At 58.9% G+C, this 17,246-nt stretch carries 15 protein-coding genes and 1 tRNA gene; 3 read left to right on the plus strand and 13 right to left on the minus strand.

Going from position 1 to position 17,246, the window contains the following annotated elements; translation table 11 throughout:
• Positions 1-13: 13 nt before the first annotated feature.
• On the minus strand, positions 14-3,256 hold the full coding sequence (locus ABLX76_RS18045; protein ID WP_282279497.1) for a transporter substrate-binding domain-containing protein: 3,243 nt from the start codon (positions 3,254-3,256) through the stop codon (positions 14-16).
• A 4-nt stretch (positions 3,257-3,260) separates the two neighbouring features.
• Positions 3,261-3,875: an acid-sensing system DNA-binding response regulator EvgA gene (evgA, locus tag ABLX76_RS18050; protein WP_023291050.1), complete on the minus strand. Its 615-nt coding sequence runs from the start codon at positions 3,873-3,875 to the stop codon at positions 3,261-3,263.
• A 302-nt stretch (positions 3,876-4,177) separates the two neighbouring features.
• Here evgA and ABLX76_RS18055 point away from each other — a divergent pair, with 302 nt between their 5' ends.
• On the plus strand, positions 4,178-4,543 hold the full coding sequence (locus tag ABLX76_RS18055; RefSeq protein WP_072096603.1) for an HdeA/HdeB family chaperone: 366 nt from the start codon (positions 4,178-4,180) through the stop codon (positions 4,541-4,543).
• A 68-nt stretch (positions 4,544-4,611) separates the two neighbouring features.
• On the opposite strand, the gene ABLX76_RS18060 is transcribed toward ABLX76_RS18055, so the two are convergent.
• Positions 4,612-4,884 (minus strand): hypothetical protein, encoded by a 273-nt coding sequence (locus ABLX76_RS18060; RefSeq protein ID WP_348875014.1) that lies wholly within the window; start codon positions 4,882-4,884, stop codon positions 4,612-4,614.
• Positions 4,885-5,451: 567 nt separating this feature from the next.
• Positions 5,452-5,527 (minus strand) — tRNA-Ile (locus tag ABLX76_RS18065).
• A 124-nt stretch (positions 5,528-5,651) separates the two neighbouring features.
• Between ABLX76_RS18065 and mug the strand changes: the two genes are divergently transcribed.
• Entirely contained in the window at positions 5,652-6,158 is a 507-nt protein-coding gene (gene mug / locus ABLX76_RS18070) for a G/U mismatch-specific DNA glycosylase (protein ID WP_348875016.1), read from the plus strand.
• A gap of 86 nt (positions 6,159-6,244) precedes the next feature.
• On the opposite strand, the gene rpoD is transcribed toward mug, so the two are convergent.
• From rpoD to rpsU, 3 genes are all read right to left on the minus strand, one after another.
• Positions 6,245-8,086 carry an RNA polymerase sigma factor RpoD gene (gene rpoD / locus ABLX76_RS18075; protein ID WP_004174339.1) on the minus strand — a complete coding sequence of 614 codons (1,842 nt, stop codon included), beginning with the start codon at positions 8,084-8,086 and terminating at the stop codon, positions 6,245-6,247.
• A 219-nt stretch (positions 8,087-8,305) separates the two neighbouring features.
• Positions 8,306-10,051, minus strand: a complete 1,746-nt coding sequence (dnaG, locus tag ABLX76_RS18080) for a DNA primase (protein WP_017899733.1) — start codon at positions 10,049-10,051, stop codon at positions 8,306-8,308.
• A 111-nt stretch (positions 10,052-10,162) separates the two neighbouring features.
• Positions 10,163-10,378 carry a 30S ribosomal protein S21 gene (gene rpsU, locus ABLX76_RS18085; protein WP_001144069.1) on the minus strand — a complete coding sequence of 72 codons (216 nt, stop codon included), beginning with the start codon at positions 10,376-10,378 and terminating at the stop codon, positions 10,163-10,165.
• 237 nt (positions 10,379-10,615) lie between these two features.
• Between rpsU and tsaD the strand changes: the two genes are divergently transcribed.
• The gene (tsaD, locus tag ABLX76_RS18090; protein ID WP_002916879.1) at positions 10,616-11,629 is read left to right on the plus strand and encodes a tRNA (adenosine(37)-N6)-threonylcarbamoyltransferase complex transferase subunit TsaD; all 1,014 of its coding nucleotides are present in this window, start codon (positions 10,616-10,618) and stop codon (positions 11,627-11,629) included.
• A gap of 44 nt (positions 11,630-11,673) precedes the next feature.
• On the opposite strand, the gene ABLX76_RS18095 is transcribed toward tsaD, so the two are convergent.
• The 6 genes from ABLX76_RS18095 to ABLX76_RS18120 all read right to left on the minus strand — a co-directional run bounded on the left by ABLX76_RS18095 (position 11,674) and on the right by ABLX76_RS18120 (position 17,238).
• The gene (locus tag ABLX76_RS18095) at positions 11,674-13,281 is read right to left on the minus strand and encodes a cytosine permease (RefSeq protein WP_101977682.1); all 1,608 of its coding nucleotides are present in this window, start codon (positions 13,279-13,281) and stop codon (positions 11,674-11,676) included.
• 152 nt (positions 13,282-13,433) lie between these two features.
• Positions 13,434-14,051, minus strand: a complete 618-nt coding sequence (gene ureG / locus ABLX76_RS18100) for an urease accessory protein UreG (RefSeq protein ID WP_023291043.1) — start codon at positions 14,049-14,051, stop codon at positions 13,434-13,436.
• Between the two features lie 8 nt (positions 14,052-14,059).
• Positions 14,060-14,734: an urease accessory protein UreF gene (locus tag ABLX76_RS18105; protein WP_065882644.1), complete on the minus strand. Its 675-nt coding sequence runs from the start codon at positions 14,732-14,734 to the stop codon at positions 14,060-14,062.
• Position 14,735: 1 nt separating this feature from the next.
• Complete coding sequence (ureE, locus tag ABLX76_RS18110) at positions 14,736-15,212, minus strand: urease accessory protein UreE (RefSeq protein ID WP_017899736.1); 477 nt, start codon at positions 15,210-15,212, stop codon at positions 14,736-14,738.
• A 9-nt stretch (positions 15,213-15,221) separates the two neighbouring features.
• A complete protein-coding gene (gene ureC / locus ABLX76_RS18115; protein ID WP_023291041.1) occupies positions 15,222-16,925 on the minus strand; it encodes an urease subunit alpha in 1,704 nt (567 codons plus the stop codon).
• On the minus strand, positions 16,918-17,238 hold the full coding sequence (locus ABLX76_RS18120) for an urease subunit beta (RefSeq protein WP_065882646.1): 321 nt from the start codon (positions 17,236-17,238) through the stop codon (positions 16,918-16,920). The genes ureC and ABLX76_RS18120 overlap by 8 nt, the downstream gene beginning before the upstream one ends.
• Positions 17,239-17,246: the final 8 nt, after the last annotated feature.

The raw sequence follows: 17,246 nt of genomic DNA on the forward strand, positions 1-17,246 counted from the left end.
CCGACCGGAACGGCTAGCGGCCGATCAGGGCGTCGATTTCGCCATCGATCTCGCGCATGACGCCGGTGATGCGCTGTACCACCTCCAGACAGCTTGCCGGCGTTAGCGAGTCAGGCCGCTTCGCCTCAAAAGGGGCGCACAGCGCTTGCAGCGCAGTAATCCCCAGAATTTGCGCTGAACCGTGCAGACGGTGCAGCGCTCGCAGAAAGATCTGTGGCTCATGCCGGGCGATTGCCTGTCCGGCAGCCTGTAAATCCGCGGCCGACGCATCGCGGAACGTCTCCAGCATCTCAGTCATCAGCGCCTGGTCTCCCCCGGTATTTTCGGTCAGCACGCTGAGCCGCAGGTGCCGGGCGACGTTTGGCGATGCGTGGCCCACCGCTAAACGGCTGAGCTCGTGGCTCAGCGTCTGAACCGACACTGGCTTAAACAGACACATATTCATGCCGCTGGCCAGACAGGCCTCCCGCGACTGCGGCAGCGCGCTGGCGGTCACCCCCCAAATCATCAGGTCCGGGTAGCGCCGACGTAGCGACGCCGCCAGCGCCAGGCCATCTTTCTTCGGCATATTGAGGTCCGTGATCAGCAGATCGTAATGTTTGCCAGCGAGCTTATTCTCCGCCTCTTCACCGTCGCAGGCTTCATCGACGCTATAGCCGATAGTGCTGAGCTGGCGCTTGAGCAGCAGCCGGTTGGTGGGATGGTCGTCGGCTATCAATATCGACAGCCCGGGCAAGGCCTGCTGCCTGGCCGGCAACGCCTTCGGCGCGCGAACGGCGCAGCGACTCACCTTGACTGGCAGGGTGATGGTGAAGGTGGTCCCCACGCCAGGATGGCTAACCATCTCCAGTCGGCCCTGCATGAGTGCGACCAGCTCCTGGCAAATGACCAGACCCAGGCCGGAACCGGTCTGTTTGCGCCCCTGGCGCGCCTGCGCATAACGGTGAAAGAGAGTGGTCTGCTCTTCTTCGCCGATCCCGCAGCCGCTGTCGCTAATGATGAGGGTCAGCTCCCCCTGCGTCTCATCCGCTTGCGTCAGCCGGCAGTCGACCTGAATCGCGCCCTCGGTAGTAAACTTCAGCGCATTGCCGATGAGATTATTGAGGATTTGCCGTAGCGCCTGCGGGTCGATCCACAGCATGGTCCCCTCCTGTAGCGCGTTATGGTCGTGGAGCGCGATCCCCTTTTGCTGCGCCAGCGCGCCGAAGGTGTGACACTGCTGCGACACGACCTGTGCGACATCGCTCCACTGCGGGGTGATCTGGTATTTTCCCGACTCAATCTTGTCGATATCGAGAATATTACCGATCAGCCCCAGCAGGGTTTGCGCCGTCGACCCCGCCAGCTCGATCGCCTCTTTACGCTGACCGACGTTCAGCTCCGGTTTCGCCAGCAGTTCCAGAAAGCCGACGATGGCGCTCACCGGCGTGCGCAGCTCGTGACTCATGCTGGCCAGAAAGCGACTCTTGGCTTTTGTCGCCTGAATTGCTTTGTCTTTTTCCCGCTCCAGCGCGCAGGAGAGGGCCTCCTTCTGCGCCAGCTCCTCCTCCAGCCGCTGCTGAGAGTCTTTGCGTTTGCGCACTTCCCGGCACAGGGAGAGTCCCCACCCGAGGCTGATGGCGATCAGCACCAGCGCGAAGGCGATCAGCTGGTAAAACTGGCGGCTATACTGGCTCCAGTTCTCTATTTGCTGGCTGGAAATTTTCGACCACTTCTCGGTCATCTGCAGAATATCCCGCGGCGGAATGGCCTGCAGCGCTTTGCTGAGGATGGCGGCCAGCACCGGCTCATCGCGCGGGATCGCCAGCCGAATGGCGGCGACCGGGAGTCCGTCGATGCGGGCGTAGTGCAGACCCTGTGGATAATAGTGGTCGATCATATAGCGGGCGGAAAGCTCCGACGCTACCGCGGCATCCACCTCGCCTTCCTCCACCATCTTCATCGCGACGCCAACGTTATCCGTCTCCACCCAGTCAACCTGCGGAAAGCGCGCTTTCAGGTCGTGGGCGGCGATTGGCCCCACTGGCAGGGCGATCCGCGCCGGGCGGGCCAGCAGATGTGGGTCGGGGGCGCTGCCGCGGGCGACCAGCACAAAAGCCACGTTAATCAGCGGGTCGCTGAGGGTGACGTAGGCCTGCGGCTGTGGGGTCAGAGTCGCGGCGGGCATGATCGCCCAGTCCTCTTTTTCCATCCGCTTTGCCAGATCCTGACGGTTGCGCACCAGGATGGGGTCAAACTGCAGCCCGGTCTGTAGCGAGAAAATATTCAGCATATCGGCCATAATGCCGCGCAGCTCGTCCTCGTCATCCACCAGAGTAAAAGGCGGAAAATAGGGGTTGACCAGCAGGCGGACGCGACGATGCTTCTGTAGCCAGCGCTGCTCTTCGGCGCTAAAGGATAGCGGCGTATTGAGAAATGACAGATCGCCGCGGTTGAGCCAGTTTTGCATGATCCGCATCGCGGTATCGCTGTCGATAGCGTGGATAAAACGGTCAAGGAGCTGGTGCAGCGCCGGTCGATCCTCGCGGGTGACAAAGCGGTTGTGCTGCTCCTGCTGACGAAAATAGTGTGCGATGACCAGCGATTGCGAGAAATATTTCGAGATGCAGTGGCCGGTGGTGATGTTGTTGCCGATGAAATACTGATTCTCGCCGCTGACCACCGAGGCGAGAGCCTGATAGTCGCTATCGTAAAGGGTGATTTTGGCGTTGGGAAACGCCTGCTGAATGATATCGAAAAAGGCGCAATCGCGGGTGCAGGCCAGCGTGACGCGGCGGTCGGTGGTCAGCGGCGGCAGGGGGGATTTTAGCGAGGTGACCAGCGTCGGCCAGGTTTTGATCAGCGGTGCGGTGTGCGTCAGTCCCGGGGCGAGCGCATCCCGGTGCGCCACCTGAGTGAGCAGGGTATCCACCTGGCGGTCGGCCAGGGCGGCCAGCGCCTGCTGCTCGGTGTCATATTGGCGGATAACCACCTTCAACCCGAGGCTGTGCGCCATTAGCGCCAGATAGTCGGCGTTAATTCCCTGATAGCTCTCCTCGTCGCTGTCGTAGACGATAGGCGTCATCTCAGGCAGCCAGGTGCCGACGGTCAGCGTCGGCCGGGCGGCCAGCCAGACCTTTTCCGTATCGTTAAGCGGAATGTCGATTGCCGCAATGTGGGCATGGCTTTTCAGCTCCAGTTGCTTCATGGCAAACGCGGCGGGGGAGTGGCTTAGCGCCAGTCCGACAATCAGGGATAAAATAAGACGAACGACCATGGCATCACCCTATTTTATTGCGTTGCGCAAAGTCATAAAGCTCAAGCAGGGAGCTGCAGCCTAATTTATCCATCAGACGGACCTTATAGGTGCTGACCGTCTTATTGCTGATATTCATTTTGCTGCCGATGGTGGTGTAGTCGACGCCGCTGAGGATATAGCGGAAGACTTTCATCTCCTGCGTTGACAGCGTATCCAGCCGGTCCTGATCGGTGATGCCGTGGGTGCAGAAGCGCTCCAGTGAAAAGGGGAAATAGCTGTAGCCATTATTGGCCGCCTCGATCGCGGCGAGGATATTATTCATTCCCTCTTTTTTACTCACAAAACCATTGGCCCCGCAGTCGGCGCTGCGTTTGCCGTAGAACCGTTCATTTTTGGCGGAAATGACGATAATTTTTCCCTGGTAGCGGCGTTTGCGCAGCTGCTCAAGAACGTCGATGCCGCTGAGCTCCGGAATATCGACGTCAACGATCAGCAGGTCAGGCTGCATCGTTTCGGCGGCCTGCACCGCATGAGCGCCGCTGTCGAGCTCTGCCGCGACGGTAATACCGTTGGTATCGAGTAGGTTGCGAATGGCGATACGTGCCAATGGATGATCGTCAATGATTATCGCATTCATGGGGGCGTAAATCCTGATATGAAAAAGAAGGGCGATGTCTGGTGCAGGTGCGGCGGGGGTTATTTTTATCGATGCCGTAATAAGGCGCAATTGTAACACAAATCGTTTTCGCCCGGGGAAGATATTCTGGGCGAACCCTTCGCTGAATATATTTGCATATCTGGATGACAGCTGTAGGAACAGGCGTTCGCTTACTTCAGCGCTGTCTGGTATTAAAAAAAATGCAAACGATTAATCTGCTCTTTTTAAGGTGAGTTGTCGGGAATATCGTCCGGTGACAACTGGCAGGTAAAATAATAACAATGGCAAAAGTGAAGCTCGCCCTTTGGCAAAAATGGGTTTGGAAACGTCTAATGGCAGGAATAATACTCGTGGCAATGAGTAGCGCCGCGGTGGGTAAGGACGCCTCGCCCGCTGAGGCGCGGACGCGCGATATGATGCGCTGTCAGGATTATCTGCAGCTGGATCCGCGCACCTGGACGCCGATGGTGATCTGGCTGATGAATGATCCTTTTTCCCTGCAGCCGCCGGAGTGGACCGACTTCCATGAAGCCGAGCTGGTGCTGACGCCGATCCTCACCGAAATCTGCCGTCAGGAGCCAGATGCCTGGCTGACTTCGCTGCGGGAACGGCTCAATTCTTATCAGCAGGTGCGGTCGCTAAATTAAGCGACCGCGATAAAGCGGCAGAAAAAGTGACTAAATGTGCAGTTAGCAGCCTTCTCCTGCGCAAAGGCTCAGCAGCGGCCCGCTTTTTTCGAGAGAGCGTCGCAGGTTTTGCTGGCTGGCGTCGGGTTGCTGCCAGCACAGATGGCATCCGAGACGGTGCTACTGCCGCCCAGCGGGATCAGTCCATAAAGTTTCGGCTCGGCGGCTTTAGTCACATAGCAGCGATGGCGGGTGTTGCCGATGGTCGCCACAAAGTTGGTTTTCACATCCTGCTGCTTCGCATCGGAAATTGTCACCTGTGAAGCATCGACATTAAAAGCAAAGGCGGCGGCCTCTTTCATTTCACTTTCCGTCGCCATTGGCGGTTTAGCTACGCAACCCATTAATAACAGTGCCAGACAGGTACTGATTGATATATCCCGTATTTTCATCATTTCATCCTTTTTGTGAGTCAACGGGTTATATATAAGAGGAGCGAGAGGGGGGCGTTGATTTTGATCAGCTGGTACAGGGAAGGGGTATTTTTCGGAAATTGGCCTGAATTGTTAAAGTTATCGTGAGCAGTATGAATTCCAGCGTTGAGGGAATGAAAGGCGTTTTATGCCGACCTTGCGTAGTAAGACAGAGTAAACAGGAACGCGGCAATGATGGACTGGCTTCGGGAGGTGGGCAACGCAGATGGCCTGCGCAAACTTTTGCCAGGATAGAGCACTGTCTATTTTAGCGTAAGCGTAAATTTTCCTTTTCGCGATAACGGATTTTTTATCCTCTTAGCGGAATGGCAAGAAAATGCTGACCACGCGCATTGCTCAACGGCTTATGTTGCCATTTTATCGCTATTCTAAAATTTAGAAACAAAAAAGCCACTCTTTCGAGTGGCCTAACTGTATGTATTTACTGCTAAAATTTGGTGGCCCCTGTTGGGTTTGAACCAACGACCAAGCGATTATGAGTCGCCTGCTCTAACCACTGAGCTAAGGGGCCGTGGCGAGGGATTATAAAGTAACTGACGGTTGCAATCCAGCGTAAAGCGCGCAGCTGCTGTTTTTATAAACAATGCATTTTCAATCCTTTATAATCATGTTTTAGCCATACAGCCGGAGAAAACATGATTAGCGATATCCTTGCGCCTGGCCTGCGCGTTGTCTTTTGCGGTATCAACCCGGGGAAGTCCTCCGCCCATACCGGCTTTCATTTTGCCCATCCTGGCAATCGCTTCTGGAAGGTCATCCATCAGGCCGGGTTTACCGACCGACAGCTCAGGCCGGAAGAGGAGCTGCAGCTGCTGGATACGCGCTGCGGCATCACCATGCTGGTTGAGCGTCCGACGGTGCAGGCCAGCGAGGTCGCCCTGCAGGAGCTGCGCAGTGGCGGCCGTGAGCTGGTGAGGAAGATTGAGGAGTATCAGCCGCAGGCGCTGGCGGTGCTCGGCAAGCAGGCCTTCGAGCTGGCCTTTAACCAGCGCGGCGCGAAGTGGGGGAAACAGGCCATGACCATCGGCACGACCAAGGTGTGGGTGCTGCCCAATCCCAGCGGCTTAAATCGGGCGACGCTCGATAAGCTGGTGGCAGCCTATCGTGAACTGGATGATGCCCTGGCGACTCGCGGCCAGTAGCGGAGAGGGGCGACTTTCCCCGAGCGACCAGCGAAACGCCATAAAAAAAGCTCCCCGCAGGGAGCTTTTTAATCAGCTGGCGACGATTAATCGTCGAGGAAGCTACGCAGCACTTCAGAACGGCTCGGGTGGCGCAGTTTACGCAGCGCCTTCGCTTCGATCTGACGGATACGTTCGCGAGTAACGTCGAACTGTTTACCCACTTCTTCCAGCGTGTGGTCGGTGTTCATGTCGATACCGAAACGCATACGCAGGACTTTCGCTTCACGAGCGGTGAGGCCGGCCAGCACGTCGTGCGTTGCCGCGCGCAGGCTCTCGGTGGTCGCGGAATCCAGCGGCAGCTCGAGGGTGGTATCCTCGATGAAATCCCCCAGATGCGAATCTTCATCGTCGCCGATCGGCGTTTCCATGGAGATAGGCTCTTTGGCGATCTTCAGCACTTTACGGATCTTGTCTTCCGGCATCAGCATGCGCTCAGCCAGCTCTTCCGGGGTCGGTTCACGGCCCATCTCCTGCAGCATCTGACGGGAGATACGGTTGAGCTTGTTGATGGTCTCAATCATATGCACCGGAATACGGATGGTGCGCGCCTGATCCGCGATAGAGCGGGTGATAGCCTGACGGATCCACCAGGTGGCGTAGGTCGAGAACTTATAGCCGCGACGGTATTCGAACTTATCAACCGCTTTCATCAGACCGATGTTGCCTTCCTGAATCAGGTCGAGGAACTGCAGACCGCGGTTGGTGTATTTCTTGGCGATCGAGATAACCAGACGCAGGTTCGCTTCCACCATCTCTTTCTTCGCCCGGCGGGCTTTCGCTTCACCGATGGACATGCGACGGTTGATATCCTTCACCTGCTCGATGGTCAGGCCGGTCTCTTCTTCGATCTGCTGCAGCTTCTGCAGGCCGCGCTGCACGTCTTCTTTCACTTCCAGCAGCTTCTCGGACCACGGCTTGTTCATCGCCACCGCGGCGTTGAACCAGGTTTCGCTGGTTTCGTTGCCGGTGAACAGGGTGATGAAGTTTTTCTTCGGCATTTTGCACTGCTCAACGCACAGCTTCATGATGATACGTTCCTGAGTACGAACGCGATCCATCATGCTGCGCATGCTGTTGACCAGGTAATCGAACTGCTTCGGCACCAGGCGGAACTGCTTGAAGACTTCGGACAGCTTCAGGATCTCTTCCTGGGCGGCGGCATGGCTACGACCTTTGGCTTTGATGGTGTCGCGCGTCAGCTCGTACTGGGTACGCAGCTCGGCGAACTTCTCACGGGCCAGCTCAGGGTCGATGCTGTTGTCGTCATCGCTGTTGTCGTCGGCGTCTTCATCTTCGTCTTCGTCTTCGTCGTCATCCATCTCTTCCTGAGACAGCTCGGAGCCAACGTGGGTGGCGGTCGGCGCCATATCTTCTTCGGCGTTCGGATCGACGAAACCGGTGATCAGATCGGACAGACGGGCTTCTTCCGCTTCAACGCGGTCGTACTGCTCAAGCAGGTAGGTGATCGCTTCCGGATATTCGGCAACGGAGCACTGCACCTGGTTGATGCCGTCTTCGATGCGTTTGGCGATGTCGATTTCGCCTTCACGGGTCAGCAGCTCTACGGTACCCATTTCACGCATGTACATGCGCACCGGGTCGGTCGTGCGCCCGATTTCGGATTCCACGCTGGAGAGCACCTGCGCGGCGGCTTCGGCAGCATCTTCATCCGCGGTGTTTTCGGCAAGCATCAGATCATCGGCATCCGGTGCTTCTTCCATCACCTGAATGCCCATGTCGTTGATCATTTGGATGATGTCTTCGATCTGATCGGAATCGACGATATCTTCCGGCAGATGGTCATTGACCTCGGCATAGGTCAGATAGCCTTGCTCCTTACCACGTTGGACAAGAAGCTTCAGCTGTGACTGCGGGTTTTGCTCCATAAGACGGTATCCACACTTAATTCGTTTGATTGGTGTCGGCAGGCGGGCTGTCGACATTTAAAGCGAGGGCGTACTTATATTATTGCCGCTGCGCCTCTGCGCGGCTGTCGGGGGCTTCCCGATCGATACTCGGCACTTAAGCCGTTAAATACGGTGTCCTTCACGTTGCTCTGCGTTCTGCTGCTGCATCAATGCAACGTGAATGACTGAGTCTGTCATTTATTTTTTCGCCAGCTCCTGGCTGATGGTCCAGAGCTCCCGGCGTTCCTCACTGCTTAAACCGTGTGTGCGATCGCGAGCTATCAACTCTTCCTGTCGCAGTTCCAGCAGTGAATCAAACATATGGTTGAGCGAGTCGGTGAAGGTTTGTTCAGCGATATCTTTATCTGCTATATCGTCCCACATCGACAGTTTTTCAAGGGTTGCGGCCTCTTTTGTGCCGCGATATTGCTCTAAAAGTTGCCCGGTTGTCAGACCAGGCTGCGCCAGACAGCTTTTCACCAGCTCGCCGAACAGGCTCAGCCCCGGCATTTTGCGCGAGTCCAGCCCCTCCAGCGGTGGGACTAACGGCGCCAAATCCGGGTTTTGCACCAGCAGTCCTATCAGTATACGCATGGTCGTGCGTTTTAGCTGTGGTGCGGGGCGCGGCGCGCCATTTTCCGCCTGTTTTGGCATTAAACGTTCAAGCTGGGCGTCATCTAAAATGCCCAGCTTGTTGCCCAGCTCCTGACGCAAATAGATGCGCAGGGTTTCGCCCGGCACCTGGGTTATCAGCGGCAGCGCCAGCGTGCTCAGCTGCGCGCGCCCGTCCGGCGTGCTGAGGTCGACCTGCGGCAGCAGGCTGTTAAACAAGAACGTGGAGAGCGGCTGAGCCTGCTCCATCCGCGCCTCGAACGCCGCTTTGCCCTCTTTACGCACCAGCGTATCCGGGTCTTCGCCGTCAGGCAGAAACATAAAGCGCAGCTGGCGACCATCGGTCATGTACGGCAGCGCCGTCTCCAGCGCGCGCCAGGCGGCATCGCGGCCGGCCCGGTCGCCGTCGTAGCAGCAGATGACGTTATTGGTCACCCGGAACAGCAGCTGGATATGGTCGGCTGTGGTCGAGGTACCCAGCGAGGCGACAGCATAGTTGATGTCGTACTGCGCCAGCGCCACGACGTCCATATAGCCTTCGACAACCAGCAACCGCGGTGGTTCGGGGTTGTCCTGCTGCGCTTCATACAGGCCATACAGCTGACGGCCTTTATGGAATATGTCGGTTTCCGGGGAGTTGAGATACTTCGGCAGGGCATCGCCCAGCACCCGTCCGCCAAACCCAATCACCCGGCCTCGCTTATCGCGGATGGGAAACATTACCCGTTCGCGGAAGCGGTCGTAACTGCGTCCCTGATCGTTGGTAACCAGCATGCCGGCATCAATAAGCGACTGGCGGTTTTCCTGATTGCCGCCAAAACGTTTTAAAACGTTATCCCAACCTGGGGGAGCATAGCCGATGGCAAAGCGCGTAATCACCTCGCTGCTTAACCCCCGTTTTGCCAGGTACTGGCGCGCAGGGTCGGCGGCGGGCTGCATCAGAGACTGTTGATAAAACGTATTCAGACCATCCAGTAACTGGTAGAGGTTCTGCCGTTGATGGCGCTCTATCTGGCTGGGTCCGTTGCCTGCTTCATAAGGCACTTCGAGGTTGTGCATGGCGGCCAGCTCTTCGACCGTTTCCACGAACTCGAGCTTGTCGTAGTTCATCAGGAAATCGATAGCATTGCCGTGCGCCCCGCAGCCGAAGCAGTGGTAAAACTGTTTTTCACCGTTGACGGTGAAAGAGGGGGTTTTTTCGTTATGGAACGGACAGCACGCGTGAAAATTTTTGCCCTGCTTTTTCAGCTTTACCCGCGCATCGATCAGATCGACGATGTCGGTTCTGGCAAGCAGATCGCTAATAAATACACGTGGAATTCGTCCAGCCATAAGCCCCGTTATTTCTGATGACTATAAACGAAAATAAGCCGCGCATTCCTTTCGGAAGCACGGCCTTACAACTACAACTCGGTCTGAATTGAGAGCGTCGCTCTCAACAGATTAGTACAGACGAGTACGGCGTGCGTTTTCGCGAGCCAGTTTCTTCGCGTGACGTTTCACTGCAGAAGCTTTAGCGCGCTTACGTTCGGTAGTCGGTTTTTCATAGAACTCACGACGACGAACTTCCGCCAGAACACCTGCTTTTTCGCAGGAACGCTTGAAGCGACGCAGAGCTACGTCGAACGGCTCGTTTTCACGTACTTTAATTACCGGCATGTGCCTCTCACCTTTGATTAATTCGGTTTGCCGCTGGCCGCAATGCCAGCTTATTTCAAAATGGTGCGGAATTTTACTGCAACTACTGCTGCTTTGTAAAGCACCGGCGCCTTTTTTGAAAGGGACTTTTATAAGGGTGAGGAGTATACACGAAGAGAGCACCAGGGGTGAGCAAAGTTTTACATCGCCGGTCATTGGACCTACACTGCGCGGTATTGAAGCGAGGTAAAACAACTCATGCGTGTACTGGGCATTGAAACATCCTGCGATGAAACCGGCATCGCGATTTATGACGACCAGCAAGGTCTGTTAGCCAACCAACTGTATAGTCAGGTGAAACTGCATGCGGACTACGGCGGCGTGGTGCCGGAGCTGGCATCGCGCGACCACGTGCGCAAAACGGTGCCGCTTATCCAGGCGGCGCTGAAAGAGGCCGGTCTGACGGCGAAAGATATCGATGCCGTCGCCTATACGGCGGGTCCTGGCCTGGTGGGGGCGCTGCTGGTCGGCGCCACCGTGGGCCGGTCGCTGGCCTTCGCCTGGAACGTGCCGGCGATTCCGGTACACCATATGGAAGGGCACCTGCTGGCGCCGATGCTGGAAGATAACCCGCCAGCGTTCCCGTTCGTCGCGCTGCTGGTCTCCGGCGGTCATACTCAGCTGATCAGCGTCACCGGCATCGGCCAGTACGAGCTGCTGGGCGAGTCGATTGACGATGCGGCGGGCGAAGCCTTTGATAAAACCGCGAAACTGCTGGGGCTGGATTATCCCGGCGGGCCGATGCTGTCGAAAATGGCGTCCCAGGGTACTGAAGGCCGCTTCGTCTTCCCGCGTCCGATGACCGACCGTCCGGGGCTGGACTTCAGCTTCTCCGGTCTGAAGACCTTCGCCGCCAATACTATTCGCAGCAATGGCGACGATGAGCAAACCCGCGCCGACATCGCCCGCGCGTTTGAGGATGCGGTCGTCGATACGCTAATGATTAAATGTCGCCGCGCGCTGGAGCAAACCGGCTTTAAGCGTCTGGTGATGGCGGGAGGCGTGAGCGCCAACCGCACCCTGCGGGCGAAGCTGGCGGAGATGATGCAAAAACGCGGCGGCGAGGTGTTCTACGCCCGCCCTGAGTTCTGTACCGATAACGGCGCGATGATCGCCTACGCCGGCATGGTGCGTCTGCAAACCGGCGCCAAAGCCGAGCTCGGCGTGACGGTCCGCCCGCGCTGGCCGCTGGCCGAGCTGCCTGCCGCCTAAAGCGTCCTGATACAGGCCGACGTCACGTCGGCCTGCCTTCCTGACTACTCCATACTTTTACACAGCGAGCAGATGGCGCCCTGATGCTTATGCGAGTGCATCACGTCCGGGCGCTCGTACTCTTCCTCACAGCTAACGCATTGATATACGGTGGTCGAGGCGTTCCCCGCCGCGTCATAGCGCGGTTCGGCGATACCGTCATCCACCTGCTTAATATAGTAGCGCCCGCGGGTGAGGAGCCCCATCAGCGGGGTCATGACAAAGGCAACGACCAGCGCAATCAGCGGCGAGAACGGCGCCAGCGTCGCCCCCAGCAGACCGAAGAAGGCGCAGATCGACAGCCCGGCGGCCAGGCCAAAGGAGACCACGCCCACCGGGTTAACGTTGTAGATCATGCCGCGACGATACTCCGGCTGCGCCGGCGCCAGCTTGAGCAAGCCTTTATTAAAGGTGATGTCGGTCGCCACCACCACGACCCAGGCGATGGCGAAGTTGGAGTAAAAGCCGAGGATCCACGACAGGGCGCTGAACATATCGCCTTCCATCAGCGCCAGGGCAATCGCCAGGTTGACCACCACAAAAATAATCCGCCCCGGATAGCGTTTGGTGGTGCGGGTCCAGGCGCTGGTCCACGCCAGCGAGCCGGAATAGGCATTGGTGACGTTAATTTTGATCTGCGAGATCACCACCAGCACCACCGCCAGCGTCAGAGCCAGCCAGCCGGGCACCAGGTTATCGAAGACGCTGACGAACTGCTGCACCGGTTCGGTATTGTGTACCGCCGGGAAACGGGTCAACAGATAGAAGCCGAGGAAGGCGCCGATAATCTGTTTGATCGCGCCTAGCACCACCCAGCCCGGGCCGGCGGAAAAGACCGCCAGCCACCAGGCTTTACGGTTCTCAGCGGTTTTAGGCGGCATAAAGCGCAGGTAATCAATTTGCTCGCCAATCTGCATGATCAGCGACAGGCATACCCCGGCTCCGAGCATGATGGCGGTGATATCCACCGTCGACGCGCTGTTTTTACCGGCGAAATGCAGGAAGCCGTCCACCAGCTGCGGATCTTTGACAATCAGCCACACCACCGGCACCACCATCAGCACCAGCCACAGCGGAGTGGTCCACACCTGCAGGCGGGTCAGGGCTTTCATGCCATAGACCACCAGCGGGAGCACCATCAGGGTGGCGATCAGATACCCCATCCACAGCGGGATCCCGAGGCCCACCAGCAGCCCCTGGGCCATGATCGAGCCTTCGAGGGCGAAGAAGATAAAGGTGAAGCCGGCAAAAATAATGCTGGTGATCACCGAGCCGAAATAGCCGAAGCCGGCGCTGCGGGTGATCAGGTCAAGGTCAATGTTGTAGCGCGCGGCGGTGATCGCCAACGGAATGCCGGTGAGGAAGATCACCAGCGCCGCCACCAGGATCGAATAGATGGCGTTGCTGGTGCCCCAGGCCATACCGATGCTGGCGCCGATGGAAAAGTCCGCCAGATAGGCGATGCCGCCCAGCGCCGTGACCGCGACGACGCCCGGTCCCCAGCGGCGGAAGCTCAGCGGGGCGTAACGTAAGGTGTAATCTTCTAAGGTTTCCCGGGAGCCGGAAGTCCGCGCGGTCGCGGGTAATTCAGGGTTGAGATCCAGTGATGACATAGTCATTCCTTAATGGTTAGGCATGACTTGAATTAGCAAACCTTATGCCATATTGCAGGGCAGGCGTGGCGGGGAGGGTGGTGCAGAGTGACAGAAGAGAGGGCAGGAGCTGCACCATCCGGACGCGCTTGCGCCCGGCTGGTGCAAAAGGCCTATTTGCCGAGCATGCCTTTGTCTTCGAGGAAGGCAATAATGGTGCTCAGGCCGTCGCCACGCTTCAGGTTGGTGAAGGTCCATGGGCGATCGCCGCGCATACGCTGGGTATCGCTCGCCATCACCTCCAGTGAAGCGCCCACATAGGGGGCAAGGTCGGTTTTATTGATCACCAGAAAATCGGATTTGGTGATCCCCGGCCCGCCTTTGCGCGGGATCTTCTCCCCTTCGGCCACGTCGATAACATAGATGGTCAGATCCGCCAGCTCCGGGCTGAAGGTGGCGCTCAGGTTATCGCCGCCGCTTTCCACGAAGATAAGGTCGAGGTTACCGAATTTTTCACTCAGCGCTTCCACCGCGGCGAGGTTCATCGAGGCATCTTCACGGATCGCCGTGTGCGGGCAGCCGCCGGTTTCCACCCCGACAATGCGTTCAGGCGCCAGCGCGCCCGCTTCAGTGAGGATGCGCTGATCTTCTTTGGTGTAGATGTCGTTGGTGACCACCGCCAGCTGCCAGGTATCGCGCATCGCTTTGCACAGCGCTTCCAGCAGGGCGGTTTTACCGGAGCCGACCGGGCCGCCAACGCCGACGCGCAGCGGGTGTTTATAAGAATTCATGGCTTCTCCTAGGAACGGAATAATCGGGAGTATTGGGTTTCATGCCGGGCAGAGGCGATGGCGGCGAGCGGCGTGGCCGAACCGATATCGCCGTCCGGCGCGACCAGCGCGCGGGGCATCGCCGCCGCGTAGTGGTCGCAAAGACGTAAAATCAGCTGTTGAGCGGCCTGCTGGCCGAAGGGCACCAGCTTAACGCCGGCCATCACGGCGCTCTCAATCCAGCTGTAGCCCAGGCTTAGGGCCATCTCGGGCAGCGCGATGCGCCAGCGCACGCCGAGCCAGGCCATCCCGGCGAGCTGGCTTTGCTGGCACAGCGTGCGCCACGGCGGTGGACAGTCCGGCTGCCAGTCGCCAAGCAGGCGGGCAAACGCCGCGCCGCGGTTGCGCTCTTCCTCCCGCAGTTCACGGGTCTCCCGGCAGGCCAGCAGATAAGCCGTCCAGCGCCGGGCCGCGGCGATATCGCCTTGTTCGCAGGCGCGGTACAGGCGGGCGAACAGCGGCAGGTCGACGGTAAAAAAGCCTTCCGTCATCTGCCGTCGCTGCCAGCGCTCGAAGGCCGCGACGTCCGGCACCCATCCGGCTTCCACAGCCCACTCCAGCCCCTGGGACCAGCTGTAACCCCCTACCGGCAGGTTGCTGCTGGCCAGCTGCATCAGCCGCAGACGTTGTTCCGCTGTCGACATGCTAGTGGCTGTGAGCGTGGTGGTCATGATGAGCATGATGATGACCGTGGCTTTCGCTGGCGTAAGCGCCGGCTTCCGGCTCGAACGGCAGCTGGCCAAAGGTCACCGTCAGGCCGAACTGGCGCAGCATATCGTCCAGCACGTGATCGTGATGGTAGCGCAGCTCGCCCGGCATGATCTGCAGCGGTACGTGACGATTGCCGAGGTGGTAGCAGGCCTTCGCCAGCATAAACGGATCGTCGCAGCGCACCACCGACACTCCTTCATCAGCGGCAATCACCTGCACAAATTCGGTGCCGTCTTCGTTGCTGAGCACATCGCCGCCGCGCAGCAGCAGCCCGCGGGGCAGCAGCAGGCCGGCTTCCCGGCCATCGTTGAGGGTGACTTTTACCCGGCTTTTGACGCGAACATCAATCGGCAGCGTAACGCTGGCGGTCGCGGCGGCGGGGGTCTCCAGACGTTGAGTTAAATAAAGCATCCGCTCTCCTTAAAACAGAAAATAACGTTGCGCCATCGGCAGAACCTCTGCCGGCTCGCTGGTGATGAGTTCGCCATCCACCCGCACCTCATAAGTCTGCGCGTCGACGGTGATGTTAGGCTGCAGGCTGTTGTGCACCATGTCGGCTTTCTGCACCGTACGGCAGCCTTTCACCACGGCGATCGCGCTGCGCAGGTTCAGCCGCTCGGCTACGCCGTTGTCCGCCGCCGCCTGCGACAGGAAGGTGAGGCGGCAGTGATGGCGGGCGCTGCCCAGTGCGCCAAACATCGGGCGGTAGTGCACCGGCTGCGGGGTTGGAATAGAGGCATTGATATCGCCCATCGGCGCGATGGCGATCATGCCGCCTTTGATCACGGTGGCCGGTTTCACGCCGAAGAAGGCAGGCGACCAGACCACAAGGTCCGCCAGCTTACCCACCTCAATGGAGCCGACTTCGTGTGCGATGCCGTGGGTCAGCGCCGGGTTGATGGTGTATTTGGCGATGTAGCGCTTCACGCGGAAGTTGTCGTTATCCCCGGTCTCCTCCGCCAGCGCTCCGCGCTGCACCTTCATGCGGTGCGCCACCTGCCAGGTGCGGAGAACCACTTCCCCGACGCGGCCCATGGCCTGCGAATCCGAGGAGGTGAGTGAGAAGGCGCCAAGGTCGTGCAGCACGTCTTCCGCAGCGATGGTTTCCCGGCGAATGCGCGACTCGGCAAAGGCCACGTCCTCGGCGATGTCCGGGTCCAGATGGTGGCAGACCATCAGCATATCGAGATGTTCATCGATGGTGTTAAGGGTGTAGGGCAGCGTTGGGTTGGTGGAGGACGGCAAAATGTTCGGGTGGGCGCAGGCGGTGATGATATCCGGCGCATGGCCGCCGCCGGCCCCTTCGGTATGGAAGGTGTGAATGGTGCGCCCGCCGATGGCGGCGAGGGTATCTTCCACAAAACCGGACTCATTGAGCGTGTCGCTGTGCAGCGCGACCTGAATATCCATCTCATCGGCGACGGTTAACGCGCAGTCGATCGCCGCCGGGGTGGCGCCCCAGTCCTCATGGATCTTCAGGCCAATAACGCCCGCCGCCACCTGCTCGCGCAGAGCGTCCGGCTGAGAAACGTTGCCCTTGCCCAGCAGGCCGATATTGACCGGCAGGCTGTCGGCCGCCTGCAGCATGCGTGAGATATACCATGGCCCCGGGGTGCAGGTGGTGGCATGGGTACCCGCCGCCGGGCCGGTGCCGCCGCCGACCATGGTGGTCACGCCGGAGACCAGCGCCTCTTCCGCCTGCTGCGGACAGATCCAGTGAATATGGGTATCGATCCCGCCGGCGGTGACGATTTTTCCTTCGGCGGCAATGACTTCCGTCGCGGCGCCGATGGGGATGGTGACGTTGGGCTGGATGTCGGGGTTGCCGGCTTTGCCGATGGCGAAGATCCGACCGTCCTTCACACCGATATCGGCCTTAACGATCCCCCAGTGATCGACGATCAGCGCATTGGTGAGCACCAGGTCGACACAGTCGGCGGCCAGCATCTGTCCCTGACCCATCCCGTCGCGGATCACTTTGCCGCCGCCGAATTTGACCTCTTCCCCGTAGGTGGTCAAATCGTCCTCGACCTCTATCCACAGCTCGGTATCGGCCAGGCGCACCTTGTCGCCGATGGTGGGGCCGAACATGTCGGCATAGGCCTGGCGTGAAATATTACTCATCGTTTGCCTCCAGAGGGCCCATGACCTTGCCGCGGAAGCCGAAAACGGCGCGGTGACCGGCGAAGGCCACCAGCTCAACCTCGCGTTTCTGGCCAGGTTCAAAGCGTACCGCCGTGCCGGCCGGGATATTCAGGCGATAGCCGGTGGCCTGCTGACGGTTGAACTTCAGCGCCGGGTTGACCTCGGCGAAATGGTAGTGCGAACCGACCTGAATCGGCCGATCGCCGTGGTTTTCAACGACCACGCGACAGGTCGCCCGGCCGGTGTTGAGGGCTATCTGGCCGGGCTTAACGTGATATTCACCGGGGATCATGGCGCTAC

The organism is Klebsiella sp. JB_Kp004 (genome assembly GCF_040065795.1).
GTDB classification, from domain to species: Bacteria; Pseudomonadota; Gammaproteobacteria; order Enterobacterales; family Enterobacteriaceae; genus Klebsiella; species Klebsiella quasipneumoniae.